This window comes from Microbacterium sp. KKR3/1, assembly GCF_021272365.1.
Taxonomy (GTDB): Bacteria; Actinomycetota; Actinomycetes; order Actinomycetales; family Microbacteriaceae; genus Microbacterium; species Microbacterium aurugineum.
Window position 1 is genome coordinate 1,633,650 of record NZ_JAJSDW010000001.1, and the last position, 26,693, is coordinate 1,660,342.

Genomic DNA, 26,693 nt, shown 5'->3' on the forward strand with positions numbered 1-26,693 from the left:
CCGCACTGTCGAAATCGCTTGCCGCTTCCGACGCTTCTCCAGAGCTAGTTGATGTGTAGGCGACCTCGGCGTTGCTGACACAGGTGTCGATCCCGGAAGACCGTGTGACAACATCCGCGAGAATCCGCCACCTTTCATGAGAACAGCGACAGGTTTCGTGAGAATGCGACAGGTTTCGTGAGAAACGACAATAGTGGCTGTCCGATCTCACGAAAGTTGTCGGTTGGTGGGCCGCTACTCCCCTCTGCCACGCAAGACGGCGCGCCTAGGCATCGTCAGCGCCGATTCCAGCCGTGCCCCCAACGCTGCCTCCGTCACTTGGGAGCAGAGCGGAAGTGATTGGCCCATTTGGAGCGCCGGCGTGTACATCGAGCGCGGCGACGTACCGCGGTGTGAAATCGCCATCCACGTCGCTGTCATCCCACTCGAATAGCCGTACGCGCAGCGTGTTCGAGAGTCTGCCCATCAGCACGGACAGCGGAAAGGGGCATCTCAGCAGCAGGTCGACCGCCGCGTTGCCATGCCGAGCGGAAAGCTGACGTACGAGTGCCATCGCCTCTGCGGCGATGCTGCCTGCATCGGCCGGGTCGATGAGGCCTCCATTCGCGTACGCAATCGTGGCGCTCGCGACGTACTCGCCGACGTGGTCGTCGAGGAATCGCAGCGGCGCAGCGTCGCTCCGGGTAGGTAGCAGGTCGACGTACGCGACGACTCGCGGACGGCCCCCGACCGTGGACTCAGCATCCACCGCGTCGAAGGTGAGCTGAGGCACTGCGGGCACGGCGGCCTCGGTCGTGCTCGCCCATTCGGCGTCGCGCTGGTCGATGACCGTGATGCTGCCGACGCGTGACGACGGTAGCGCGGCTCCGAGCGCGAACCCGACCGAAAAGTGTCCGCCGCCGGAGATGCGGACATTCCGCGCCCCGGTCGTGACGACTGCGTCCGGAAGAAGCGTGAGGGCTCGCCGCAGGTCGTCGAGACCCTCTGCGCAGGGGAGGCGCTCGTGGGATGAGCGTCGGACCCGCACGTCGAGCTGCGCGCCCGTACGGTCGTATACCTGCCCGATATTGCGGGTTTGAACCGTGAGCTCGAAGTACCCGTTCGCCTCCACGATTGCACGGTGCTGTGCCATGCGGTGCGCGACGGCCGCTCGGACAATCTCGAAGAGCCCGTCATCGGTTACGGGGTTTTGGTTGATCCCTTCCAGTTCGCGACGCACGCGTTCGAGGAGCCTGTCTGGTGCGCTGTAGTCGACCTTGCCCGGTGAGCGCTCAATGGCGTTCGCGACCAGCAGTTGGAATCGATTGTCGCCGCGATTTAGCCTGATGAGTGCGGGCGCCTCAATGGACTTCACAACGGGGCTGTTTGCGATGTCGGGCGTGATGACCACTACGCCGCCGGACAACCTGTCGGCCAGTGCTTGCTCCAGACGGTCCGCGGTATCGCCGGGCGGGAGGTCGTCGACGTCCCGCCACACGGGGATCCCCGCCGCGCGCAGCAACCATCCGAGCGAGGAGACGGTCTTCGTTCCGTCTGACTGTCGGTACGAAAGGAACAGGGGACCTCGGACGTCGATGTCGTCGTCATTGACAGGAATGTTCATGATGCCTCGGTTAACTGGTCGTGTCGGTTTGATGTGCAGGTAGAGGAAGGTCACCGGTTGGAATCATGCGGCAGGGCACGATGCGGGTGCCGCGCGCCATAGACATGTCCAGCGCATAGGTTGTGCCGCGGTGGCGAGCAACCAGCAGCAGTACTGAGCGACGCATCGCCAGAGACGTCGTGCGAGTAGTGAGGAGGTCTGTGCGGCTTGCCGGCACGTCGGCGGGATGGGAATGCCAGTCGCCGATATAGCCGAGACGCGCGTCGGCTCGACGTGCGTCGCGAACCGCACGCTGAGTGACGCCGCGCGGGAGGATGAACTGGGCAGGGCCTCGTCCTGGCGAATCGAACGTCCGGACTTCGGTCACCCAGGGGGAGTCGCCTGCTGTCACGCCAATCAGGATGCCGCCGGTTTCGAGAGGGTGAGAGTGGGCGGCGCTAACCCGCAGCCGTTCCAGGGCCGATTCCGACACGTACACGATCGGCTCCGCGATCATGGCGCCGCCGTAGGGAATCTGTGTTCACCGACGACATCGAACGGTGCTTCGTCGAGGGGGCGGAGTATGGTCACTGCATCTGCGGTGCGCCCAGCCCGGCCGAGCAGGAGGTCGAGGCAGGCCAGCGTTGTTTCGGACGCAGCACGCAGGACGCTTGCCGGAGCCGCATTGTGCACAAGCGCAGTGCAGCCGAGCTCGAGGAACCCGAACGCTTCTGATTCGTCGCCAGGCGGGATGGGTGGAAACTCAGGCGCGGTCCGCTGCATGAGCGGCACATCTTCATCCGTCTGGCGTTGAACGCGGAAAGCGTCGCCGCCGCGTGCGAGAGACGCGCTGATGAGCGGCACGTTCGTCTCATCGCAGGCCGAAGCGATAGCCAGTGTGGCGGCGAAGACCCCTGTGCAGTCAACGACGAGGTCGACGTCGCGCAATAAAGGAACAATGTCGTCCGGCCGAAGCGGAACGTCCTCGTGCATTGTCGGCCTGCACCAGGGCGCGACGTCCTCGATGTAGAGGCTCGTGAACCCTGCTTTCGAGTGCCCGACGGAGTGGGAAAGCAGGATGTGGCGCACCAAGTTGGTGGAGCGCATGCTGTCGTTGTCGTGGAGACGGAGACGTCCGACGCCACTAGTTGCCAACGTGCGCGCAACCTGGCTGCCGAGCGCTCCGACGCCAGCGATGAGGACACGCTTGCCGCGCAACTGAGGAGCGTCGGGTCCCGCACGACGGAGGCGGCTCTCGGTATCCGAGGGGGAGGTGGGATTGGCGAACGCCGCCAGCGTGCCCTCCGCGCCGGTGAAGGTGAGCACGAGCGCCTCGTACTGGTCATACTTTGGCCAAGCTAGGACCGCGAAGTCGTAGCCGCCGCTCGGTTGATTCTCTCTCGCGTCACGTCGCCGCTGGAGACCGTTGTCGAGGTTGCTGCGCTGCCGAGGTGTCAATGCGGCTCGGAAGTCGTCAAGCGAGCGCGGGGTCTCGAGCGCGGCGTCTCGGAAGAAGACCGGCCCTGAGAGCAGGTAGTTCTCGGCGGGCCGCCGGCTGAGTGTCAGCACCCCGTCGGCACGTCCATGGACCACATGGGTCTTTCCGTTGCGTGGCGTGTCGAACAGTGTCGGGATATCCAGTTCGGCAGCGAGGGAGGCGCGCCCGGGGAACATCACCCACGCATCGAGAGCGCGGTCTTCCGGTCGAAAGTCTTGGGCCGCGCTCGCTGCCCAAGCTCCCAGTCGCTCCAAGTACACGCCCCAGGTTTGCGCAACGACCTGCGCCGGGTCATCGTCGGCCCAAAGGCAGATGTATCCCGTGTCGGGCATGACATGGTCAGACACGAACCCGGGAACATGGCCGCGTACCGCTAGCGCCGGCCACCCGTCCGGGAAGGACAGCCGCATCTCAGTGAGGTCGGTCAGCGGGCGAAGCGCCTCCGGCAATGGGCCCACCCATCGTGCCTGATGCGTCCCAGGCACTGGGCTGAACCCGGCCATAACCAGTTCCGCACAGAAGGCCTCAAACGCGGGTTGGCTGTATACGAAGGGCGGTCTCATCGCAGCGCGAAACCGCGAGCGCGTGTCGGCCCGTTGGCGCTCACGGCGGCTACTGCCGGCACGGGCACACCACTCCCGCTGCAGCCGTCAGGAAGCGGGAACACCTGACCGCGGTCGTTCGTGCCGAGGATGTTCCGCCAGGTCTTCGCTGCCGCGCACGGAGTCGCTCGAAGTGCCTCCTCTGCATCAGCCGCGAGCGCACCGAACGTCCGGCTCGCATGCAGGCAGTCAGAAGTCTCGAGTGCAGGCTTGAGCGGCGTGCGGAGAATCGGATCTAGGAGCCCGTCGCCCGCCGCCGTCAAAAAGATGCGGGATACCTCGTAAAGCGAGGACGCGAACAGCTCGGCCCATGAATCGCCGGTCACACGTCCGTTCTGCCACGCCTCGTACACAGCTACCTCGACATAGAGTCCGCCTGGCTTGGCTTCGCCAAGATGCACATGGCGAACCTGTCGCAACAGCCTCACGATCGGCTTGTATGCGTTCCGACCGTTGACGACGGGGCTCTTGTCGCTCGTCGACAGCGCCTGCGAGGCCTCACCGAAAGCAACAGGGTTCGTTCGAACCCAGCGATCGGCTTCGTTCTGCCACGTCGAGCGGTCACGATTGGGGATAGCCCAGTCTCTGCCCCACGGAACAGCCGGTACAGCGTCCACGCTGAACGCGAGGTCAGCCTGCGCATTCGGGGAGGCGAAATCGACCTTCAGGCTGCGCGGCTGCGGGGTCACCCGACCGCCGTCGTCGACATGTCCGTACTCGGCCAGGAGGACCCTGGACACTTCGTCGTAGACGACTGCAGGGTCGAAGGCGATGCCCAGGTTGAGGAACCGAAGGAAGATGTCCACGTCCTTGCCGGGGTATCGGGCAGTCTGGCGACCATAGGACCCAATGAGAAGCGGTGTTATGTCCCAGCTCTTCAGCGTGGCGTCTGCTTCAAGAAGCTCACGCACCTCGGTGTGCGCGGCGATGGCGCGCCGTTCTTTGTCCTCACTGATAGTGACGTTGCTGACGGCAGTGGTGAACTGCGTCGGAAGGGTTTCCATTCGGGTCTCCTCGGGTCGGGAAGAGGACGTGCACGCTTCAATGTACGACCTGCATCAGACATCAGCGCCGATGCGCGTGCAATCGACTCTCCAGTCGGCGTCGTGCATCCGTCTCGCGGCGCGTGCGGCGGTCATTCTCGGCGGGGCCCGTGGATTCACCGTTGACCAGACAGTGCATGAAATGCTTCGTGAGAATCCGACAAACCACGTGAGGACGAGCAGGTGTGTCCGACCACACGACATTGGTCACGAAACGAGACGCGAGAGCCGCGAATGACGCGGTAGCTGTGAGTTGCGGCGGGGGCGTTTGTCTAACGAAGTTGTCAGAATCTGCGCAACGCGGATTCCCCACTTCCGGACGCTAGCCGACGGCGATGGCGCGATTCACGAGATGGATGAAGACCTCGATGTTCACGAAGTAGTTCGGGTAAGCCTGTTGCAATTTGCTCGCGTCATCGACGGATACAAGCACGACGTCCCGGAACGGGTTGCTCCGAGTGCGCGTTTCCAGGTCGGCGTACGCATTGGTCGCCGCCTCGTCGTCGGAGTACCCGACCATCTCGAGCGTTCCATCATCCAAGTCAAGGTCGAGGAGGATGTACTTCCCGTCCTCGGCGGTAGATCTCTGGATGACTTGCTTGAAGCTAGCTAAACGCGCTGTCACCTCGTGCACTGCATCGATATCTTCCAAGCGTTGTCGGCGCTCTTCTCGCGCCGTAGGGGTCCCTGGCACGAGAGGCATTCCTTCGAGCTCGGCGATCTCCGAGCTCATCAACGCGAAGAACTCCCGCCACCAGTTCTCGCCGGTCCCGAACTTCAAGTTTTGGCCGGAGAACAGGTCGACGGTCTCGACTGCCGTCGCCCAAAAATGCTGCAGCCGAGTTCGCAGCTGGATCTCGATCCGGTAGGAGTCCCAGGGTGTTGGTTGACGCGTGCCGTACGCGTATGCAATGTGAACCGAACGATACCCGTCGTCCTTCGGCATCGATAAATAGTCGTCGTGCTGCTTCAAAACGTGGTTGCCCGGTCTGCTCAACAGCAGTTTCTCGACCGCACGGACCTGGTCGACGTCCGCGAGCACGGCGCGCACTCCACCGAGGTCTTGCATCGTGTCGAGTTGGCTGTTCTCGAAGCGAGCGAGCTTTCGTTCGATCGACGGGAGGCGCTTCAGCCTCTGCGCGACTAGAGCGTCTCCATCGCCTCTGGTGTAGTTCCGTACCCGCACCTGCCAAGTGTTCATCGGATACTGGTGTGCAGAGCGCCACGCTTTTGCGAGTTCTCGGGCTTCCGACTTTTGCTCGACGGACGCACTAGGTGACCGAAGAACCTCGCCCGCGCGACGCACTGATTTCTTGGAACCTGTGTATTGGGGCCACTCTCTGGTCATGGGTGAACTGTATTCCGTGAACTGCGCTCGAACGAAGCAACAGTCGTCCTACGAATGAACCCGTCGACCACGAGGTTCCTGTCTCTATAGCGAAGCAGCAGCTGCGCGCAGCCCTCGGCAACGAGCACGACCCACCCAGACAGCGGGTGAGCCAGTCCCCGCTGCTGTTGCCGATGGCGTGCAACTGCGCGTGGCGGCTATCGCCTCCTCCGCGACCGTCATACTCCATGCGAGGAGAGACTCGCGCCTGAGCCACGATGCTCCTAGGCTCGCGCTATGGCCACCTCGGAGCCCCCCATTTGTCACACCAAGACGGCCGAACACCAAGCCCGTCCGACAACGCAACCTCACGCAGAGATGTCTGATCGTGAATAGGCGCTCTCATCAGCGCACTGCACTGCTTGCGCTCGATGTCGATGGCACAATCTCCAGGATCTACCGCGAGGAAGAGCGCGCGCTGCATCAGAACGATGAAGGCTGGCGTTCCTGGATGACGGTCGACGATGACCTGGTGGACGCACTTGACGACCTCGCCCAGCGACCCGGCGTGCAGGTCGCCTGGCTGACGACGTGGCCGCGTGATCAGGTCGGCTGGTTGATCCGCGAGCCGTTGCGAGGCAAGCTCATCGGCCCGTACGTGCCTTGGCAGAACTGGCCCAAGCGTGGATGGCGGACGGCGAGCCTGATCTCGCACATTCGGCAGACGAGCCCGAACGCAGTCGTGTGGGCAGACGATCAAGCTCCCGAGGACGCTGAGCAACGGCTAACCGCAATGACGGAGGTCCCATCGCTGGTCGTCCGCCCCGACAAGTTCGTGGGCGTCACCCTTGACGATATTGGGCGAATTGATCAGTTTCTAGCCGAGCAGCTCGGACTCTGAACACCCGCCGGGCACTGCGGGCTTCATTCGGCGGCTTCCTCAGCCTTGGCACGAGCGTGAGAAGCGCAGAGTGCCCACACCCACATTCGGATCGTGTAGGTCCTCGCCGGCGCCCCGCATTCTTCGCAGGTCGTCGTGCTCTCCCACTCAGCGGCGAGGATGGCTTCGCTGAACTCGTTGTTGTAGTCGTAGACGTCTTCGGATGCCCGAGCGTAAAAGCTCAGAGAGCCGAACTTTGATTTGACCTGCTGAACGACGTAGCCCGGAGCGATCGCCGCGAGCTTTCTGTCAAGCCGGTCGAGAAGCGGGTACCAGCCGGAACTCACATCGATGAGCTGAGGCCAGCCAGGTTCGATACGAGCAATGATCCGCCGAAGCCCCGGCGGAGCGTTCTCAGTCATATCGTCCCCTCCTGATCGACGTTCTACGCTCTAGACGACTCGAACGGGCTAGTGGTGGCTCACGGGTACCTCGGCTCGATGGGAGCCTACGTACCTTCGTTCGTTTCGTCAGCCACCTCCAGCGGCTCCGCAAGCAGGACCAGTGTGGAATGCTTCGAACCGTTACGGGCAACTAGGGACGCTCGGGACTGTTGCCGCAGTCGAGAATGCTCACGGAACGCGCGCCCTACGCGCAGACTGCGCATCACGGCCCTGTCGAAGCTAATCATTCCTCGACGACGCCACTCGATAGCGGCGTGACCTCGAAATCCCGTGACCGCCCGTCGGCGCTCCATGAACTCGAGTTCTGGGAAAGGACCCGGCAATCCACCGGTGTCGGGCAGCAGGTGGGTGAAGAGTTCGGCGAACGTCGGACCGAGGCCCGTGCGGCGTCGAGTCTGCGCGATGAAGATGGCGGCAGCCAGTGCCCATTCCTCCGCGGTGTCATCGCCGGTGAACTCTTCGAACATGTACACCCATTCTGTAGGCGGCGGACTCGTGATGTCCTGCCACCAGATCGGGAACGCCTCACACATGACGCACACCATCACATTTCGCGGTCGCATGCACGGGCCGATCCCGCGGCGCGACCGCCAGTCACCGGGATGGGCAGCACACGTGCAGGGAGTAGCGGAGCAATCCGACGAAGATGATGATTGTTTCGTATGGCCTCCCAAATTATGCCATACCGATTAGGCCAAACATGAGCGCCCGGATCTAGACGCTTGGAAGGTGCGCCAGCGGAACGACGACTTGGAAGCAGATTGGGCTGCGTTCGCGCAGCGCTTCGCCACTTCCCTTCGCACTGCTCGCCACAAAGCCAATCTGAGCCAGGAAGACGTGGCCTACCGCGCCGGGCTGACCCGGTACACGTATCAGAAGTACGAGAAGGGCGAATCACGCCCCGGCCACTCGGCTAACCCGACGTTGCGAACTCTCCTGGCTCTCACCCAGGTGCTCGGCATCACCTTGACCGATCTGGTCCCGGGGAACGCTCCCGATCTTCGAAGTCGCTGAGCGCTGTTCAGTCCCCTGCGTGACCCACGGTGCATCGTCAGCCCAGCCGGGAACGATGCGCCGGGATACGACCCGAGATGCAGGTGCCGCACGCACAGCACGCTCCACGATGTCCGCTCTTCTGCCGGAGCGCGTGACGTGGCGCAGGAGAACCGCTTTCTCACGGTAGGACGCTTCCGCGACCCCCTTCTCAAATGGCGTTTTCGATACCGTCGCCCCGCTCGATTTCGGCATTCGGATCGCGGTGTACATCGCGGCGCGGTGAACCGCTACGACCGTGGCTGCGGTCGATTCCAGTTCCGCCGTCCGGCTTCCACCTCCAATGCCTACGACGAGCCCGATAAGCCCTTCGACCTGCTGGGAGTCGCTCTCGGCGAGTGCAAACAAGCTGAGCGTGACGTCAGGGTGCGTTAGCGTCACGAGCAGGTCAACTGCCGGCGCATACGAGCACGAGGCTCGGAGCCAGCGCGCGTCAGGTCGCTCTTGCCAGCTGTCGATGATCAAGCGCAGGGCAAGGTCGTATTCGCCCGTGTGCATCGTCACCCCGCGTCTCCAAAGGATTCCTGAAATCGACTGTTCGGCGCGATGGCACGCCGACGGGGTGGACAGGAGTTCATCTTCACCGAGGAAGTGCCATCGACGGTGGCGAATGCAAAACCCACCTCCCCTACTGAACACCTCAGTCGGGTTTCCGTCGCTGCATACCAAGCACGCGGAGCGAGCGCGATCAACAACTTCGCACGTGGCGCAGCGTCGAAGCATCCACCGAACGTGGTGGCAGCGCCGATACAGACGGAAGCGTGCGCGCTCCTTGGCGAAGTATCCGGGAGGCAGCGCACCGATTGCCTCAGTCGCAGATGTGAATCGAGCGTTGGTCGAGCTCGACCTGTTGGCACCAACCGTCCGCTCCAAATAGTGGGTGAGCGCGCTGAGATCGAGCGAGTTGGCGACGGCCAACCTAGCTAGGAAACCGGTAGGCGTCTCCCCGGGCAGCGGAATCACACGACAGGGAAAAGTTCGCATGCCTACCTCGACCTCAGTTCCACACGATGGTTCAGCACATGCGCCCTGATCGCCTTGACCCTCGGAAGCATGCGCCTGGCAGCGGGCGTAAGCACGCAGCCGCCTTGCGTAGCGACCGCGGACCTGCCGATCCAGAGTTCCCGTCCCTGAATCCTCAGGCTGTCGAAGATGCCGTCCACGGCGCGATGCCCTAGAGAGTGCGCGGCGACTACGCGATCGAACAGCATTGCCAGTGCGTACCCACCGAGACCCTGCGACATCAGAACGTTCGCGAGACGAGCGTCAGTGAGCCGCGCAGTGAGCGCGATTCGCCGCGGAAATTGAGGAATCTCGTCATCCAGAAGTTCAGCTGCGCACCCACCTTCGAGATTTCGCAGTCGCAGCAACTCCGCGGCCGCATCAACTTCGGGTGACCGATACGGCACACCTCGAAGAGTGAGAGTTCCATTCAGCAGGCGTTGCGCGAGCAGGTGCTTGTGCCTCCCCGGCAGGGGAATATCTCGACCGCTTCCGTGCCACCTCCGGTGTCGCACGCAGACCGGACCGTGCATACGCGCGACTGTGACCTGATCGCCTCCGGCGCACCGTCTGCAGAGAGCCACAGCTGCCGGAATCATGCGACAACTCGGGCATTCGACTTGACGCGTGGCGCCACCATGTCCACAGGCGCGACCGCCGGCTTCGCGGAACAATGCACCATCCGGAAGCCCACCTAACGCCTCGATCTTCCAGAGGGCGCTTCTCGGTGTCACCCGAATTGGGAGGGTTCGATCCTCGCGTCGCAACGCCAACCAGAGGTCCTTTTCGCCGATTGCATTTGCGGCGCAAAGCCGCGCCCAGTAGCTCGCCGCCGTTTCCCCCGGATACAGGCGAACGGAAATCGGAAGCCCGAGACGCGAGGTCATGCCGCACTCGCAGGCGTTCGCGATCGTCGCGGCTTGCTTGTGTGGAGCGTTGCGGCCGTCTGACGGCGGGCAAGGTCGCGTTCGAATGCGGCCGCATCGAGCTTCTCGGTTCCGTCGTCCATCGCGCTCAGGGCAGCGAACTGCAAGAGGTCCTTGAGCAGTCCGATCTCCCCGCCCGTCAGCGCGTGCAGTGTCGGCGCCGCGGACAGAATCGATCCTGGCCGTTGCTCTGCTAGACACAGTGAGCTCTCCATGGCGAGAAGCAGATCACCCCAGCGAGCCTTCTCCGCGGTCGAGATCAAAGGAAATGGTAAGGCCACGTGCACTTCGAATCGCTTCCCGATCTGCCCACCACGTGAGCCGTCGAGAAGTCCGGTCCCCTCAACTGCGATTCCGGCGTAGACGAACGTGCCTCCACATCGCTCAGAAAGCTGCTTGAGCATGTCGGATGCCTCGACGTTCTGCCGGTACTTCAGATCGAGGTGATGCACGTCATCGACCAAGACGAGTTCGGTGGAGCATCTGCGCAGGGCGTTCGAGACCGCTTCCAGCAGGTCCCCGTAGGTCATCCTGCCGAGAACCGGGAGACCAAGGAATCGGGCGAACTCATGCATCAGAGCTTTGGCTGAGCACTGGGCGGGTACCGCGACATACACGACTGGGAGCATGCCCGGCCCCGCAGCCGGGTGGCCGGTGTCTCGCCGCCTGCGTTCGTGTGCTCTACCGATCTCGACTAGCGAAGTGGTCTTGCCCTGGCCTGGCTCCCCCGAGAGGATCAGGCCTAGCTTCCCGACTCGTCGGTAGGCGTTGAGCATGACGCGATCCCGAACGGCTCGCTGGAAGGCTTCGAACTGCGGTGTCCGCACGAAGGCGCCTGCCTGCGAGTATTGAGCTCGTCCCTGGTTGTATAACGCGCGGTCCCCGAAGCTCATGGCCCGAAGCTCCTCGGATGTGACCGGCGCCGGGCGCTCATACGCGGTGTCAACGTGCTCGCGCCAGCCTTCCTTGGTCGCGATCTCGATCATTCGTCGATCCTCCGCCGCACCTCGTCGAGCCTGTCTCCGATGAGAGGGAAGCCACCGCTGTTAGGCCATTCCTCGGTAGAGGTGGTCTCGATGGACGAGTTGTCACCGTCAGCAGGTCGTTTCTCGTCCTCGATGCTCTTCACACTGGTGAAGTTCATCGGATCTTCAGCGATCGCTGCCAATCGAGCGCGCTCTCGCCCGCTTCGCTTCTGACCGTTGCTTCGAGGGGCTGGATTCCCTTGACCGGCGAACGCCTTGATCGCCATCGCAAGCTCGCGACGTTCAGCATCGAGCTCAGCGACATCACCGGAGCGCGACGTGCGGGCGTACCGCCAGACATCACCCAGCATCGGGAGTTCATGGACCTGATTGGACCATCTCAGAGGGATGAACTCGCCGTCCCGCTCGAGCCAGACGACGTGCAGATTGTAGGGGTCTACGCGGATCGGCCATCGGCCGTTCCGCGCTTTGTCAGGAGACTTGCGCCTCCACAGGCCTTTGAGCCGCTCGGAGTTGTAGACGCGGTTATCGATGCGCACGCCGTAGCGGTTCAGAACTCGGTAGTCCACAGGTAGCAGCGCGATGTAGTCGTCTCGCGTCAGCGGTACGTGGAGTTCGGGCACGTAAGCACGGAACGCGCGACACATCTCGTTCGGCGACAACTTGATACGCGGATGCAACGGGTCCCGCAGTCCGTCATGCGGACGATTCTGCCACTCGACCGCGATCCAGTCCTCTAGGAGCTCCTGGGCCTGTGCGATCGTCAGTAATTCGTCGGATTCCGTGTCTGTGTCGCGACCGCGATGTTCGACGCTGCGGCCGACATATCCCTTCACGTGCTGCAGCAGCATTGAGTTGATTGCCCCGAACGCTCGCTCTACGTGCGGTTTGTCCGTTGGTGTGTGCGGCGCCGAGGTGATCAGCGAGATATTCAAGGTTTCACACGCAGCGCGGAAATGCCGCGACAAATAGTTTCGTCCGCGGTCGGTGGTGATCGTGTCGGGAAACACATACGGCTGCGCGAGACGCAATCGCTCAAATCGCTCCTGATCGATCAGTTGATCGTCAGCCCATGCCGTCGAAATCAGCTGTCGGGTCTCGCGAACCCCTTCCATACGCCGGCCATAGGGCACCAGGGCCCGTGCAAGGACAGCCACCAGGTCGACGCTCTTCGTCCCTTCGGGGCGCAGCATCGCGGCAAGAATCGAGCGAGTTGCGACGTCAAGGAGAATCGTCAGTTCGGGCCGGCCGACGGTTTCGTCATCGATCCGCAACATGACATCGATCCGCGTGGAGTCCATCTCGACCAGTTCGCCGGGACGCAGTGCGGTGCGAGTGCCGAATGTGCCGTCGGGTTGAAGCGCAAGCGACTCGCGAGTCTTGGCCGAACCGAAGGTGAATTGCCCGTGCTCGTCTGCTTCGAGAAGTCGGAAGAACGTCGCTCGGCTCGGCAGCTTCACCGCATCGCCGTGGAGACGTTCGACGCGCCTCATGATTTGTTCGATCGCTGTAGTTCGACTCACAGTCGAGGCGCGGCTCTTTCCTCCGAGTACGTGGTTGATGGCCTCGACGAGGCGTGGATCCCATGTGCTCTTGCGTGGGGAGCCTTTGCCTGCAGTGGTCGTCCCCTGCTCTCGGAACGCTTTAAGCCGACGCTCCACGGCGCGCGTGGAGACAGTTCTACTTAGGCGCACCTCCAGCCACTCGCGCTCTGCTTCAACAGCCTTCCCGACCCCGATCTCTTCTCGGGTCGCCTCGATGCGTATGCACGATTGCAGCCACGGATCCATGTCCGGCGTGATGTCCTGCACCTGCAGAGAAAGGTTCAGCAGACCTGAAGTGTCGCTAGGCACCGGTGTTGCATCATGTCGAAGCTCGTCGAGAGCGACTTCGACCTCACTTCCGTCCTCATCTCGGAGCATCGCCGAATCCTTCTCAATAAACAAGACCGAGAACTTGCGTTGACGCCACGTGAGCGACCCGCCAACTACAACGCGCATCACACGCTCCTTTGCCACACGATCGTTCTGATGTTGAGGGCTTGATCGAGATCTGCCTCGAGCGCCCCTGACCAGAGGTGCGCGTAGCAGTGTGCGAAGCCCTCGGATCCGACACCGAGCAGCGCAGCTACCTCAGCCAGGGGTAGCCCATCTTCTGGGAGCATTGGCAGTTCTTCGCTGCTCGCCCAGTCTCGGAACGGGCCCAGGAATCGGAGGTTGGCCTCGCGGACTACCGATTCCGCGTCATAGACGACATACCGCCAGCCGCGCTCAGCGGCGAACACCGCTGTCATGTCGAACTGTCTTCTGACGTCGTCCTTGATCTGAGTCGCCGGCTTGACGTCCATCAGCACGGCGTGCCCGTCGTCCAGACGCACGAAGTAGTCCGGGCAGTGCTCGCGCGGGCCGTCGGGCGTGGTCCATCGGATCCACATGGGCTGGCTGGCGATCGCAACCACGCCCGGGGTGCGGTCCAATTCGATGAGGCAGCCCCGCTCCGTCAGCGACTCGAATCCGACAGACGCGCCAAGCGCTCCCATCCAGTGGTAGCCGTCGTAATGCCGCTTGAGCCGCCAACTGGGAAAGTTCCGAACGGGATCGCCTCGTTCGAAGGGCACGCTGTCGCAGTCGACGGCGTCAAGTTCTAATTGCACGCCATCGAGACGGTACTCAACGCGAGCTCGCGTCCGGTTCGCTTCAGTGGTGGGAGGAACAGGCCACTGCTGAGTCAGGTCCATAGGGATCCAATCGACATCGACGGATACTTCCTATTCGGCAGTCAGCCTCTCTCCTGGGGAGCGGTACTGGCCTATGTCCTGAGCCCTGACAAAGATGCCCCAACTGGGGATCTGCTCACGGGCAGACTATGTCCGGCACCCAACGAGGCTGGTCGACACGCCGCTCTTCCGACACGTCTAGTGAGACTCCGACACTTTCGTGAGACTCTCCGACAGCCTTCGTGAGACTCCGACACTTTTCGTGAGATCGGACATCTGTGCTGACTGTCCGATCTCACCAAAGTTGACGGTCCGTGAGACAAACGATCCGCAGAATCATGCAGAGTTCCTGGATCACGCCAGCGTCAGTTTGTCTCACGGGTCGTGTCAGAAACTGCGCTGCTGGGTGCTGCGCGGGCCGGAAATCGGATACCTCGACGTCGCCATGCTACGCGGGGAGATATCTAATGGTGGAGCCGTTCACCCGCGCCTTTGACCCGTTAGCTCGGAGGAGCGATGTAACACCGATGACTCGCTGCCGCTCGCTTTCTCCTTCTGGCGGCCCGACACGAACCTCTTCGATTGGGAGAGGGGCTTTGGGATCACCGAGGCCCGTCAATCCTGCGAGCTCCCACCCGAAATTCGGGTAGTGGTTGATCCTCATGTACGGGACGACTCCTCGGCTAGAACCCCGATGGCTCGGCGAAGCTTCTTCCGGGAGGTATGCGATGAGTCGGACTTCCTTCTCTTCCGTGTACGCCGAGTCCTTCATCGATGCGGCGAGAGCAGCGAGAAGCCCCCGGATGAGCTTGTTCGCAGTAGCGGCGTCAGGGGCGTCAAGCGCGGGCTTAATCAGTCCGGAAGTGATGCTCTCCAGAACCCGGTGAATTCTGTGATCCTGCTCATCCGGCTGGTACGCGATTGTGACCCACTGAGGCAGAAAGATGAATCCTGACATCATGGGCGGATCCGCCGGGATCAACTCGGCGTGGGAGTCGAGACTAACGGCAACGCCCGAGGTACTGGCGTAGTTACGCCATTGGTTCAGGACTCGGTAATCCGTCGACGCACACACCACGTAGGCGGGCTTCCTCAGTATGGAGTCGACGAAGTCATCGTTCAGGATCTGGGTGAGCTGCATGTGTAGCGACAGATCCTTCGGGAGGGTTTCTCCGAAACGTTCGTACCATTGGGCGATCCGCTTGGCACCATAGACGAGTTCTTCCGGGTCATTCAGCATGGTCGCCGCGGTCGCCCAGAGCTGCCTATTCTCGACCATGCTAACGAGCGCGTTCGAGTCCGTGAAATGCCAGATCGGACCGTGATAGTGCTCGCTGGACGGGAGAGGACCAAACGCTCCACGGTGCTCGACACTCGGGCTTTCATGCGCTCCCGGTTCTGTGTTCATCCCACCAGGGTAGGGGCTTTCGCTCGCGTCCCCGCCGCTCGCCCGCTCGATCAACTTCAGGCGACGCGTCGCAATAGGTCTGCGGGAAGCCCATCCGCCGAGAGGATCTGGCGCAGCCGCTGACGCCAGACGGTCGCGCGCGCTCGCTCGACGCCCAGCGCAAACGAGATCCACCCGTCTAGATGATCGATGAAGGAGAACACAGAGTCGAAGCCGCGATGGGCAGCATGCTTAGCCAGCCCGAATATCTCGCATCCTCGCAAGTGAACCTCGATCCTGCGACGGTCCTCGGGAAGCAACCGAACCGAATCGTCGACGAGAAGACCCAAGACGATCTTGCGTGCGCCGGGAGGGACCAGCCGGGACTTTGTGCGGTGGGCCTCAAATCCAGCACGCCTTACAAGGCCACTGACCTCTCCAATCACCCCGGAAGCTTTCATACGGCTGAACGTAGAATGACCAGAGAACGCGAGATCATCCGAATAACGGGTGTACACCAGTCCTGACCGAGTTGCGTAAGCCTGCAGTAGTCGGTCTAGCCGACCTGCCGCTGCGTTGGCCAACTGACCGCTTGTGGGCCCACCCTGCGGAAGGACTCCTTGATTGTGCATGGAGTAGTCGCCGATCACGTGCTCGCTGCCAGACGCACGTATATTTCCTTCCGCGCGCGTCGTGATACGTGCCAACTCAAACGCCACGAGCTTCGAATATCCGAGCGTGCGGAAGACTCGATACACGGAAGATTCGAGCACAGTCCCGAAGAAGTTGTGGAGGTCCATCTTGACCATCCACTGTGCTCCGACGTGCTGCTCGGCACATTGAACGATCGACACTCCTTGTCGATACGCGAAGCTCGCTGGGTGCTCAGGCACACGGTTGAGCACGTTCGACAAGAGCCAGCGCTGAACGTCCATCAAGATTGGCTCAGGCACTGAGATCGGCCTTGTGCCGCCAGACCGCTTCGGCAGTGCGACCGATGCGTAAGCATCGCGCGTCCGATTGACGATCTCGCGGAGATACGAGTAACTCGCACCGGTCTCGTGCGCCAAGTGCGCCAACGACAGGACTGGATACGCGCCTTGCGCCTTGAGGCGAGCCAGCTCAGCTGTCGCTCTGTTCACTACAGAAGGATCGCCGCCGTCGGCCACCCCGTTCTTGTAGTAGAGATGAGGAGGAAGCAACTCACTTACCTTTCGACCCGTCAGGGTCCGCAGGAGCGGATGGAGAATCCCCGAGGCTCACGAGGATACGGATTCTCCATCCGCCCCTACGCGTAGCCCCTGATCGCCCTGCGATCGCAGTCAGCTGCGACCATTGAGCACGATTGTTCGATCGTGCCCTAGCGAGCTGCCACAATGCGACAGCTTCATCACTAAGCGGGCGTTCCCTCCTCATCTCTTCAGCCGAGGATAGTACGGCGAAGGATCTTGATGGAGCTCAGCGGAGACACGCCGCGGTTTTCGACGATGACGATCGAGCGCCCGCCGTCCGGCTTCTGTAAGCCGTCCCTCTTCGTTGATCAGGTTGAGGCGCGTGAGCGCCTCACGCAGTTGTTCGACGCGCTCAACGTCAACACCAAGCTTCAACGCAAGGTCCTCGTCGGTCGCAGGTACTAGCGACAGCACCGATAGGTGGGTTTGCCAACGCATCTCACCACGCGATTCGCGGAAGCGGCTAGCGAGTCCGATGCGGCCGGCATCCTCCACACGCTGAGGCACGTCCACAAGCGGACGTTGGCTACTGAGCTCCTCCGCGAGGTTCGCCGTCACTGACCGACCATCGAAGAACGGTGTCCAGGTTGGCGAGCGTCGAATTAGAATTGCCGGCAGATTGTTCGGCACGGAGAATGTACTAGCGAACAATCCGGCGCTGTCGCGATACCCCAGAGGCGTGCCCAGCTTCCCTCGCTTCGCATAGCGGCGGCAGATTTCCTGCACTCTGCTATCGGCAAGGGACGCCTCAGCAATCCCCGGAACGATCTCCTTAACGTACGCGGCGTCGACGCCTCGATGCGAGCGAACGGCTTCCTTACCACCCCTCGTTGCGGCGTAAGCCACAACCACGATCTTTAAGAGCCCGAGCGACCGCCAACTCCGGATCGACGAGTGGCGACACCACGCATCAACGTAATCCTTCACCTGCTGCCCCGAGCCGATGTAGTCCGTCACGCAGATCAATGTGCGTGCACGCGAGTCGCGCATGCCGTCACGCGTCACCGGCGTCGGGACAAACAGGTCGCTGTGCAGTCCGCGCTTAACTTCACGGATCTGCTGCGCGAAGAGGGCTTCGCTCCCAGGTTCACTATCGAGCAACTGCCCAGGATCAAACGCAGCGAAGACAGTCGGCTCCGCACCGGGCGTGAGTTTGACACCGTCTTGGTCCCGCATGTCTTCCACGGCCAGTACGGGAAGGAGGACGACGGGGACTCGGTCAGCCTCCCGTTGGATGAACTGCTCTGTTGTTTGCCGCACGCCCGTCATCACGGTTCCCCCATGCGCGAAAAGGATCGTGTCCAGCAACGCTACCGCTGCGGCACGGTCGTCCGACTCAAACTGACGCAACCACTCCGCGGCGCGAGTGGTCTGCGAAAGCCTCATCCCCCTGACTCCTCGTTATACTCCCATTCTTCGTCAGCCAGCGGCGAATCATTAAGTTCGTCTCGACGAGCACGCCAATCCGGTAGGTACTGATCCATCAGCGCGACAAAGCGTTCGTTGTGGCTGCGTTCGTGTAGATGCGTCAGCTCGTGGACAACGATGTATTCGAGACAGCGTGGATTCTTCTTCGCCAGCTCCGGGTTCAGCCAGATCGTGCGTGAGTGTGCGACGCAGGTGCCCCACTTGGTCTTCATCCGTCGCACGATGATCTTGCCCGCTTCGACCCCGATGATCGGTTGCCACTTGGCCAGGAGCGCAGGAACGGCTGCCTTCAGTTCGCGACGATACCAACGGTCTAGCGTCGCTCGCTTGGCCTCGGCGTCAGCGTCCGCGGGCGCGATGACCCACAGCGTCTGCCCTTTCGTCTCGACGTGAAAGTTTCCCGACGTTCTCGATACGTCGAGTCTGTACCGCTGGCCCCAGACGTAGTGCGTCTCGCCGGATTGCATTTTGCGCACGCTCTGGCGGTCGGCCTTCTGCAGTTGTTCCCTCTGCCGCTTGATCCACGGCAGGCGTTGCACAATCGCGAGGCGAATCGTGTCCTCGTTGGTCGCCTCCGGCGCAGCCACTCGCACCCGTCCGACGGGAGGGTAGACGGAGATATGCAGGTTCTTGATGTCCTTGTAGACGACGTCGACGCCAAGCCCAGCGACGGTGAGGTAAGCACTATCGGTACTCATCGCGAGCTTTCACCAGTTCAAACAGTTCATCGAATCGATCGAATCCATCGGGCAGGGCGCGGCGAATCTCACGGGCTAGCGCGCGCTCCTTCATCTTGTTACCGACCCAGCCGTGCTCCTTCTGGTGCATCACGGTGTAGTCGACCAGGACGGCGAGGTTGGGGTCAGGGAAATTGAAGTCGACAAGTGCCCGCTGGGCACCGTTCTTTGCCCATTCCGGATAGACCGTGTCCGACTCCCGAGTGCCGACCTTGATCGCCAGATCGAGGAGTTGCTGCAGATAGGCCTTGTAGTCCAGGGCATCTTGGTGGCGTTGCTCGATAAGCGCATCCAGCAACTCGGACATTCGGTCGTAGTAACGCGGGTTGAGTGCTCGTTCGTCGACGATGGTCTTGCGCACATTGTTCACGATTGTCTCGGCTGCCGCTTCGGGGCTCTTGCGGATCCCCGGGGGCAGGGAGTCGAACGCGCCTTCGCCGCGTTCGACGATCAGGTCAACTAGACCCTTCTCGAACGTGGCCACGACCTCCGACGGATCGGCCTGGATGTACGTGTCGAGGAGGGCACGCATCCCTGCCTCGAACTGCTTCGTGTCGATGTTCTCGCCGGCGCCGAGTTCCACCTCGTCGCGAACAGCCACAAAGTGATCGACTTCTTTCTTGATCGCCGTGGCCTCCGAATGCGAGTAACCAGCCGCGTCCATGTCGTTGGCGAGAGCGGCATACGCTCGAACCAGACCCGAGACGCTCTTGTACAGTTCGACGCGCTTCGGCTCGTTGGCCTTGATCTGCCCGGCATCTCCCGGCACCGCTGTCACGAAGTAGTGCTGGTACTCGAGCGTTCCCTTGGGTGGTGCAACCGGTTCGACCAGCGCCCGGATCTTCTCCAACGCCTCGTCGAGATCCTGACGCCCTTGTTCGAGACGGTCTTTGAGGAGTCCCTCGACATCCTTCTCTTCGTAGCCATCGAGCGCACCCGAGGTGTAGTCGGTGATCGCCGACTCGAGCGAGTTGAACAGATCGCGGTAGTCAATGATGTAGCCGTACGCCTTGTCGTCACCATCGAGCCGGTTGACGCGGCAGATGGCCTGGAACAGGCCGTGGTCGCGCATCTTCTTGTCGATATAGAGGTAAGTTGCGCTCGGGGCATCGAAGCCGGTCAACAGCTTGTCGACCACGATGAGCAGCCGCATCTGACCAGGCTCCTCGATGAATCGGCGTTTGACTTCCTTGTCGAACTCTTCGATCCGGCCCACCGCCTCATCTGCCGGAACGTCAAAGAAGTCGGCAAGCATCTGACGGTAGATGTCGTACTGCCGCAGCTTTTCGGTCGCGCCCGCACCAGAGTCTTCCTTCGAGATATCTCCCGGGCTCGGCACGTAACTCGTGACAATGGCGACTCTGTCCTTGAACCCAGCGTTGACGAACATCTCGTAGAACTTGCAGGCCTGGTAGATGCTGTCGCCCACCAGCATCGCGTTCCCGCGGCCACTCACCAAGCGAGGCTCAGTCTCCATATCCAGCAGAATGTCCTGCACGATCTGCTTGGCGCGAGGCTCAGCAGACACGACCTTCTGCATGGTGCCCCACTTCTTCTTGAGGCGAGCTTTGCTGAGATCGGTGAGGCCCTTGGTCTTGGCCTCGAACCATTTGTCGACCTTGCCCGGACTGGTCAGATCCTGCTCGATATTGCGCGCCTCATAACGCAGATCAAGCACCACGCCGTCCTCGACCGCCTCATCGAACTTGTAGGTGTGGATGAACGAGCCGAACGTCTCGATGCTGGTGGCCTTGTCAGCCTTCAGTAGTGGGGTTCCCGTAAAGCCAATGAACATCGCGCCGGGCAGCAGTTCCTTCATCGCCCGGTGCATCTTGCCCGACTGGGTACGGTGCGCCTCATCAACGAAGACGAACAGGTTGCCCTTGGCCGCGAATCCAGCAGGGAGGCGCGAGCGCAGTTCGGCAATAAACTCATCGCTGTCGCGGTCGACCTCCTGGTCATCGTCGCTGCCACGGAACTTGTGCACCAGGGAAGCAATCAGCCACGGATCGTGCTTGTTCAGCTGGGTCAGCAGGTCGGCACCCGAAGTTGTGCGATAAATCGTTTCGGTGACACCGCCAAAGACGTTCTCAATCTGCTCATCGAGTTCCGTGCGGTCGGTGATGATAAGCACACGCGACTGCGGCTGGTGCTCACGGATCCACTTGGCCAACCAGACCATCGTCAGACTCTTCCCGGAGCCCTGCGTGTGCCAGATGATGCCGCCCTCGCGCTTGGCAATGCGCGCCTGCGTCGCCTTCACCCCGAAGTACTGGTTGTGACGGGCAGTCTTCTTCTTGCCCGAATCGAACACCATAAAGTCATGGATCAACTCGAGGAAGCGATCCTTCGAACACATCTGCAGAATCGCCCGATCAAGCGGCTGGGCAACATCAGCGCCGACGGTGCTGTCCTGCGACTCTTTCCACTCCAGCCAGTACTTCTCCGGCGTCTCGATCACGCCGTAGCGCAGCCCCTCAACGTCATTGCCCGCGAACACGAGCTGGACGGTCGAGAAGAAGGGGCGAATGAAGTGCGTACTCTGGTTGCCGATGTTCTGGCGGATACCCTCGGTAACACTGACCTTGGATCGCTTGAACTCAATGACACCCAGCGCCAGGCCGTTGACATACAGCACCACGTCGGGGCGCTTATTGTGTGCGCCCGCGATCGAGACTTCCTCGGCCACCACGAAGTGGTTCGCGTCGGGATTGTCCCAGTCGATCAGCCAGACCGTCTCGAACTGATCGCCAACCCCGCGCTTGATCTTCACGCCGTAGCGCAGCAGATCGTAGACATCACGGTTGGCCTCATACAGAGTGCGAACACCGCCCACAGAGCTCGCGGTCTCCACCGCATGGAGCACCTTACGGATGACCTCTTCGTCATACCCGCGGCTGTCCAAGTAGTGGATCAGGGAATCTTCATCGACGTTGCTGTTCTCGAACGCCTCAAGGTTGCCGCCATACTCGTACCCCAAGCGCTTCTGGAAGAACTTGACGACGCGATCCTGCGTCTTCCGCTCGATCTGTCCAACCGAACTCATGCTGCAACCTCCTCGGCGACAGGCAGGCGAGTGCGCCCGGTCAGCAGCTCCTGCATCATGCCTTGCTTGATAGCACGGGTGGACTCGAGGCGGCGCTCGAGGGCGACGATCTCTGAGTCGGCGTCGTGGACCACGGCGGCGATTGCCTGCTGTTCGCGTCTCTCCGGCAGGAGGATCTCAACCGATTCGATCCGTGTTCCCGTCAGACTGGGGACACCCGTTGCCTCGCTCAACGAGACCCAGTCGATTGTGGCGCACACGTAATACAAGAACCGTGCATCTGCCCGTGGATCGATTTCCGTGTAGAACAGCGTGTCAACTGTCCAGAACGGAGAGTCCTGGAACCGCGGTCGATCGATCGTGCCTTTACGCCCGATCAGCACCGAAGGCTTAGTGTAAATCGGTGTGTTCGTACGGCCGATCTCACCACCCGTAGCAAGGATTGGGTAGCGACCGCCCGCGACTTCAACGTCGCGCTGACTGCGGCCGTTCCTCACCTTCAATGCAGAACCGAGTCGAGCCGTCGACCAATCACCGGTAAATCCAGGCAGGCGAGTGCGCCCGGTCAGCAGCTCCTGCATCATGCCTTGCTTGATAGCGCGCTTCTTGGCAATGAGTTGCGTCAGCGCCCCAACCAGGGCATCGACATCCGCAAGACGTCGAGCGATCTCCGAGCGCTCTCGATACCCCGGGTAGGCAACTTCAAAGCCTTTCAGGCTCTTGTTGGTGATCTGGTTAATTGTGGCGCCGAGGTGTTCCTCGACTTGGCGCTTGAACTCCTCCGATTGGAAGAAGTAGCGCAGGTAGTCGTTCAAAGGAGAACGGAACACGGCCATGAAAGCGCCGAAGGTCTCACCATCAACTCGCTCATCAAGAACGAGACTCTTACCGATTAGCGGGCGACTGCCGTTTCGAACACAAATCAAGATGTCAGAGCGATGAACGCGAATTTTCTCGGGGATCGGCGCATCCACGTAGACGGTGTCGTCGAGGGCCAGCTGACCACCCTGAATGTTTGACGAACGCAAGACAAGGGTTCCTCCTGTCGTGCATACCTGCGAGGGCGAGTACGTCAAGCCGATCAGCGTCTCACCGATGTCACCCAGCGTGGTTACTGTCCAGTCCATCAGTCGGCTACCCCCATCGCCGCCAGGTGGGCAGAAACCTTCGCGCTCAACGCCTCGACCTCGGCGTAGATGTCGCTCACAGTCTCCTCGTAGCGGGACCCAAGTACGTTCAGCCGCTGCACGAGCGTCTGGATCAGTGCGGCACGCTCCGACTGCACCCCGGCGGCCACGCGGTCACCCCATTTCTCGTCAATGACGAGGCTCTGGATATCGGCAGTGGAGAGCTTGGCGTACTGTTTGAGCGCCTGCTGGTCGAGTGCGAGCCGGGCGTCCTTCGCGGCCTTTTTCGCGGCGGTTTCGGCCTTGAACAGTCCGACAACGTGGGCGAGTGCTTGGATCTCGTCGCGGTCGGCACTCTCCACCTTGGCTGCCTTGAGCCGGTCGGTGGCGGTCTTGTTGGTGACCTTGCCATCGTCATCGGTTGCGTCGAGCAGCAATCCTTCTTCGACGGCGTGCTCTTCGACGTACTCCTCGATCGCCTGGCCAGCCGTCTCGACCGCGGCATCCAGTGCATCGAGCTCAGTCTGCTCGTTGGTAAAGTAGCGCGCGACGATCAGCTCCGGCGGGATCAGATCCATCACCCAGCGCTGGGCCTTGACGCCAGTGCCGAACGTAACATGCGCCGACTCATACTTCGGCTTCTTGTTCTTGTCGTATCCGAGAACGCGAGCATCGCGCGGCTTGGCGGCACCGTCCCAGCCCTCTCCCATGATCAACGCGACGTCGTCGTGCATGACGTCGTTCCAGTAGCTCATCAGTTGCTCGTATACGCCGTACTCGTCAATGAGCGGCTGATCGCGGAACGCCTCGAGCAGGCTGTCGCCCAGTTCAGCGATCAGGTCGGCGGGGCGAGTGGTGCGCGTAATGTTCTGTAGGACCGCCTCGTGACCGCTCCACCAGCGACCGACGATCGCGTTGGTGTTCTCAACGAACGCCGCATACTCATGCGAGTCAGTGATCGTGGCCTGAATGTCTGCCTTGTCGACTGGCAGTTCACTGTACCCCTCGCGCAGTGGCTTGAAGAGCGTCGAGCGGAGGGCAGGGAACGCATCCCAATACGGCTGCAGGGCGTCGAGGTCACGGTTCGGGATCCCGCCCTTGAGGTGGGCGTGTAGATCCTGGATGTCTTCGGGCTGCGAGCTGTCGATGTAGCGAGGGATGTTGAGGTTGTAGTCGTTCTTCGGATCTGCGATCTCGCTCAGCGGCACCATGCGCGAGTACCGAGGCACCTCGAGCTGCTTCGTAAACGTGTCGATGATCTGGTGCATATCGCGCGGGCGTAGGCGGTTCTTGTTGCCGTCCTTCGTGAATCCCTTGCTAGCGTCGACCATAAAGATGCCAGTGCGCCCGACCGCGTTCTCCTTGTCGAGCACAATGATGCAGGCCGGAATACCGGTGCCGTAGAAAAGGTTCGCCGGAAGCCCGATGATCCCCTTGATATAGCCACGCTTGATCAGCTCCTTGCGGATCGTCGCTTCGGCGTTGCCCCGGAAGAGCACACCGTGCGGCAGGATCACCGCTCCCTTGCCGGTACTCTTCAGGCTCTTTATCATGTGGAGCAGGAAGGCGTAGTCGCCATTCTTCTCCGGCGGGCGTCCGAAGCCATCAAAGCGCCCGTACTCATTCTCTAGACCGTTGTTCCACGACTTGACGCTGAACGGCGGGTTGGCGACGAGGTAGTCGAACGTCTGCAGTTCGTTGCCGCGGAGGAACTGCGGGCTCGTGATCGTATCGCCCTGGCGGATATCCGCCGTTGCGTTCCCGTGCAGCACCATGTTCATCACGGCCAACGCCCGCGTCGCGTTGTCCTTCTCCTGGCCATAGATAGTCAGGCCGTGGGGTGCGGCATCAGCAACCTTGAGGAGCAGGGAGCCGGATCCACAGGTCGGGTCGTAGACAGTGGCCGACTTCGGCGTGTCGGGCTTGATACCAATGAGGGCAGCCATGACACGCGAGACCTCAGCGGGCGTATAGAACTGGCCCTTGCTCTTACCTGACTCACTGGCGAAGTGCCGCATCAGGTACTCGTAGGCATCACCCAGCAGGTCGTCGCCCTCGGCGCGCGAACCCGTGAAGTCAACATCCTGGAAGATGCCAATCAGCTTCGTGAGGCGATCGACAAGCTCCTTGCCCTTGCCGAGCTTGTCCGGGTCGTCGAAGTCAGCGTTGTTGATGACGCCCTGCAAGTCGTTGGCGTCAGCCAGCTTGCGGATGGCAATGTTGACCTGCTCACCCAGGTCGGGCTTGCCCTTCATCGCGACCAGATCGTCGAACGAGCCGCCCTCGGGAACCTCGATGTCAGCGTATGGGTCGGCCTTCGCTTTGTCCGAGACGTACTTCACGAACAGCAACGTCAGAACGTAGTCCTTGTACTGGCTGGCGTCCATGCCGCCGCGGAGCTCGTCCGCTCCGGCCCAGAGTGAGCTGTACAGGTCCGACTTCTTGAGGGCCATCAGACAGCCCTAGCAATCATGCAAGACCGGGAACCATTAACATCAATCATCAGGCACTCTCTCTGCAGCACTCAGAACGCCCTGTTCTGCCGCTAAGCACACTCTATTCGCGGACGGCCGCCCGATTCCGCTCGCGAGTTCAGCGCCCATCCCCAACGCCATGCATGCTGCGTCGCTGGGAGATCCACGAGGGTTACTCGTAGTGGGTCACCTATCCGCGCAGCAGCCCATGCTCCCACGACAGCAATAACCTGAGCGTTATGTACCATGCCTAATCCATATGGCATCCTTCACTCTATGGAAGCGATGGCGATCGAGCATGAACCGTTCGCCTTGGCGGTGGACGATCCGTACCTCAGTGCGTTGATAGGCACGATGGAAGAGCCCCAAGGCAGCTCAACCGCCGAGCTCGCAGGCCAGCTGACACTTTCGTGGTGGGATCGTCACGGCACCGGACCCTCCCCCGCCGAGCTTTTCGATGAAATGTTCTCGAACCCCGACTGGGAACGCATCATCGACGACCCCGGTCGCTCGCTCGTTCAGCGGCTGGAGCAGCGCGAACTGCTCCAGCGCTGGCTGTTGAGCTATTGGTCGCGAATCGGAGCAATTACCTTCATCCCCGGCCACGACGACGTGATTCGACCAGGACACCTTCCCTCTCAGGCCGGGGATGAGCTCTGATAGCCTGCCCCGTTCGGTTCGAGGAGGCCAGATGAACGAACTCGCAATCAACGGTCGCACGATCACGGTGACGCACGTTGACACTCAGCCAAGCGAGTACGGCGACATTCAGCGATATCGCATAGAGATGTCGGAGTCTGATGTCACCGCCCGTCTCTCCGGACTCAGCTCAGACGCCGCTGTGAACGCTCGGGTAATGGCGTCTGCCATCGACTGTGAGTTGCTTCTCGAATACGCGGGGAGTGACGAGACGGGCCTGCTCCGTGACCCCAGCATTCGGGAGTGGCGAGATCAGAATCGAGACCTGATCGAAGCCGAGCTCGCACGGCTGCACAAGGTAGCCGCCGCCCTTCCTGCGGAACCGATGAGCGATCTCGAACGGAGCCTCTGGCGCGCGATCGAGGCTGATGAAAGAGGGAGAGGCGGCTGAGGTATCGCTAGGCACTTGGATGTCACCGAGCACACGATCTACGCCTTGTCTCAGCCTCGTATGGCCTTCCGAAATATGCCATACAGATTAGGC

General features: G+C 61.5%; 23 protein-coding genes. 4 read left to right on the plus strand and 19 right to left on the minus strand.

The features are described 5' to 3' along the window. Positions 1–265: 265 nt before the first annotated feature. From LVJ59_RS07890 to LVJ59_RS07910, 5 genes are all read right to left on the minus strand, one after another. Positions 266–1,657 (minus strand): SAVED domain-containing protein, encoded by a 1,392-nt coding sequence (locus LVJ59_RS07890; RefSeq protein ID WP_206549486.1) that lies wholly within the window; start codon positions 1,655–1,657, stop codon positions 266–268. Then, positions 1,614–2,099, minus strand: a complete 486-nt coding sequence (locus tag LVJ59_RS07895; RefSeq protein WP_082682572.1) for a Mov34/MPN/PAD-1 family protein — start codon at positions 2,097–2,099, stop codon at positions 1,614–1,616. The genes LVJ59_RS07890 and LVJ59_RS07895 overlap by 44 nt, the downstream gene beginning before the upstream one ends. Next, entirely contained in the window at positions 2,096–3,412 is a 1,317-nt protein-coding gene (locus tag LVJ59_RS07900) for a ThiF family adenylyltransferase (RefSeq protein ID WP_164743634.1), read from the minus strand. Before LVJ59_RS07900 ends, LVJ59_RS07895 begins: the two co-directional genes overlap by 4 nt. Before the next feature lie 227 nt (positions 3,413–3,639). Continuing rightward, the gene (locus LVJ59_RS07905; RefSeq protein WP_232762585.1) at positions 3,640–4,686 is read right to left on the minus strand and encodes a nucleotidyltransferase; all 1,047 of its coding nucleotides are present in this window, start codon (positions 4,684–4,686) and stop codon (positions 3,640–3,642) included. A 361-nt stretch (positions 4,687–5,047) separates the two neighbouring features. Next, positions 5,048–6,073, minus strand: coding sequence for a RelA/SpoT domain-containing protein (locus LVJ59_RS07910; protein WP_127481840.1), 1,026 nt, complete (start codon positions 6,071–6,073; stop codon positions 5,048–5,050). A gap of 367 nt (positions 6,074–6,440) precedes the next feature. On the opposite strand from LVJ59_RS07910, the gene LVJ59_RS07915 reads away from it, so the two are divergent. Next, on the plus strand, positions 6,441–6,953 hold the full coding sequence (locus LVJ59_RS07915) for an HAD domain-containing protein (RefSeq protein WP_127481839.1): 513 nt from the start codon (positions 6,441–6,443) through the stop codon (positions 6,951–6,953). 23 nt (positions 6,954–6,976) lie between these two features. Here the strand turns inward: LVJ59_RS07915 and LVJ59_RS07920 are convergent, their stop codons facing one another. Beyond that, positions 6,977–7,354 (minus strand): hypothetical protein, encoded by a 378-nt coding sequence (locus tag LVJ59_RS07920; protein ID WP_058631468.1) that lies wholly within the window; start codon positions 7,352–7,354, stop codon positions 6,977–6,979. An 86-nt stretch (positions 7,355–7,440) separates the two neighbouring features. Then, on the minus strand, positions 7,441–7,863 hold the full coding sequence (locus LVJ59_RS07925; protein WP_153002306.1) for a hypothetical protein: 423 nt from the start codon (positions 7,861–7,863) through the stop codon (positions 7,441–7,443). Positions 7,864–8,125: 262 nt separating this feature from the next. Here LVJ59_RS07925 and LVJ59_RS07930 point away from each other — a divergent pair, with 262 nt between their 5' ends. Next, a complete protein-coding gene (locus LVJ59_RS07930; protein WP_205802387.1) occupies positions 8,126–8,410 on the plus strand; it encodes a helix-turn-helix domain-containing protein in 285 nt (94 codons plus the stop codon). On the opposite strand, the gene LVJ59_RS17860 is transcribed toward LVJ59_RS07930, so the two are convergent. The 12 genes from LVJ59_RS17860 to LVJ59_RS07980 all read right to left on the minus strand — a co-directional run bounded on the left by LVJ59_RS17860 (position 8,291) and on the right by LVJ59_RS07980 (position 25,489). Beyond that, entirely contained in the window at positions 8,291–8,953 is a 663-nt protein-coding gene (locus LVJ59_RS17860) for a hypothetical protein (RefSeq protein ID WP_164743609.1), read from the minus strand. The genes LVJ59_RS07930 and LVJ59_RS17860 overlap by 120 nt on opposite strands. Positions 8,954–9,435: 482 nt before the next feature. Continuing rightward, entirely contained in the window at positions 9,436–10,338 is a 903-nt protein-coding gene (locus LVJ59_RS18165; protein WP_363512367.1) for a TniQ family protein, read from the minus strand. After that, positions 10,335–11,363 (minus strand): ATP-binding protein, encoded by a 1,029-nt coding sequence (locus LVJ59_RS07935; protein ID WP_058631472.1) that lies wholly within the window; start codon positions 11,361–11,363, stop codon positions 10,335–10,337. The genes LVJ59_RS18165 and LVJ59_RS07935 overlap by 4 nt, the downstream gene beginning before the upstream one ends. Continuing rightward, complete coding sequence (locus tag LVJ59_RS07940) at positions 11,360–13,363, minus strand: Mu transposase C-terminal domain-containing protein (protein ID WP_082682575.1); 2,004 nt, start codon at positions 13,361–13,363, stop codon at positions 11,360–11,362. Before LVJ59_RS07940 ends, LVJ59_RS07935 begins: the two co-directional genes overlap by 4 nt. Continuing rightward, complete coding sequence (locus LVJ59_RS07945) at positions 13,363–14,100, minus strand: TnsA-like heteromeric transposase endonuclease subunit (RefSeq protein ID WP_058631474.1); 738 nt, start codon at positions 14,098–14,100, stop codon at positions 13,363–13,365. The genes LVJ59_RS07940 and LVJ59_RS07945 overlap by 1 nt, the downstream gene beginning before the upstream one ends. Before the next feature lie 427 nt (positions 14,101–14,527). Next, the gene (locus LVJ59_RS07950; protein WP_232762586.1) at positions 14,528–15,487 is read right to left on the minus strand and encodes a DUF2971 domain-containing protein; all 960 of its coding nucleotides are present in this window, start codon (positions 15,485–15,487) and stop codon (positions 14,528–14,530) included. 56 nt (positions 15,488–15,543) lie between these two features. Continuing rightward, positions 15,544–16,635: a reverse transcriptase family protein gene (locus LVJ59_RS07955; protein ID WP_232762587.1), complete on the minus strand. Its 1,092-nt coding sequence runs from the start codon at positions 16,633–16,635 to the stop codon at positions 15,544–15,546. Between the two features lie 243 nt (positions 16,636–16,878). Next, complete coding sequence (locus LVJ59_RS07960; RefSeq protein WP_232762588.1) at positions 16,879–18,084, minus strand: hypothetical protein; 1,206 nt, start codon at positions 18,082–18,084, stop codon at positions 16,879–16,881. Next, the gene (locus LVJ59_RS07965) at positions 18,081–18,824 is read right to left on the minus strand and encodes a M48 family metallopeptidase (RefSeq protein ID WP_232762589.1); all 744 of its coding nucleotides are present in this window, start codon (positions 18,822–18,824) and stop codon (positions 18,081–18,083) included. The genes LVJ59_RS07960 and LVJ59_RS07965 overlap by 4 nt, the downstream gene beginning before the upstream one ends. Beyond that, complete coding sequence (locus LVJ59_RS07970; protein ID WP_232762590.1) at positions 18,811–21,909, minus strand: HsdR family type I site-specific deoxyribonuclease; 3,099 nt, start codon at positions 21,907–21,909, stop codon at positions 18,811–18,813. The genes LVJ59_RS07965 and LVJ59_RS07970 overlap by 14 nt, the downstream gene beginning before the upstream one ends. Then, the gene (locus tag LVJ59_RS07975) at positions 21,906–23,036 is read right to left on the minus strand and encodes a restriction endonuclease subunit S (protein WP_232762591.1); all 1,131 of its coding nucleotides are present in this window, start codon (positions 23,034–23,036) and stop codon (positions 21,906–21,908) included. The genes LVJ59_RS07970 and LVJ59_RS07975 overlap by 4 nt, the downstream gene beginning before the upstream one ends. After that, positions 23,036–25,489 (minus strand): class I SAM-dependent DNA methyltransferase, encoded by a 2,454-nt coding sequence (locus tag LVJ59_RS07980; RefSeq protein ID WP_232762592.1) that lies wholly within the window; start codon positions 25,487–25,489, stop codon positions 23,036–23,038. The genes LVJ59_RS07975 and LVJ59_RS07980 overlap by 1 nt, the downstream gene beginning before the upstream one ends. 297 nt (positions 25,490–25,786) lie before the next feature. Here LVJ59_RS07980 and LVJ59_RS07985 point away from each other — a divergent pair, with 297 nt between their 5' ends. Continuing rightward, positions 25,787–26,170 carry a hypothetical protein gene (locus LVJ59_RS07985; protein ID WP_232762593.1) on the plus strand — a complete coding sequence of 128 codons (384 nt, stop codon included), beginning with the start codon at positions 25,787–25,789 and terminating at the stop codon, positions 26,168–26,170. A gap of 31 nt (positions 26,171–26,201) precedes the next feature. Continuing rightward, on the plus strand, positions 26,202–26,600 hold the full coding sequence (locus tag LVJ59_RS07990) for a hypothetical protein (protein ID WP_232762594.1): 399 nt from the start codon (positions 26,202–26,204) through the stop codon (positions 26,598–26,600). Positions 26,601–26,693 lie beyond the last annotated feature (93 nt).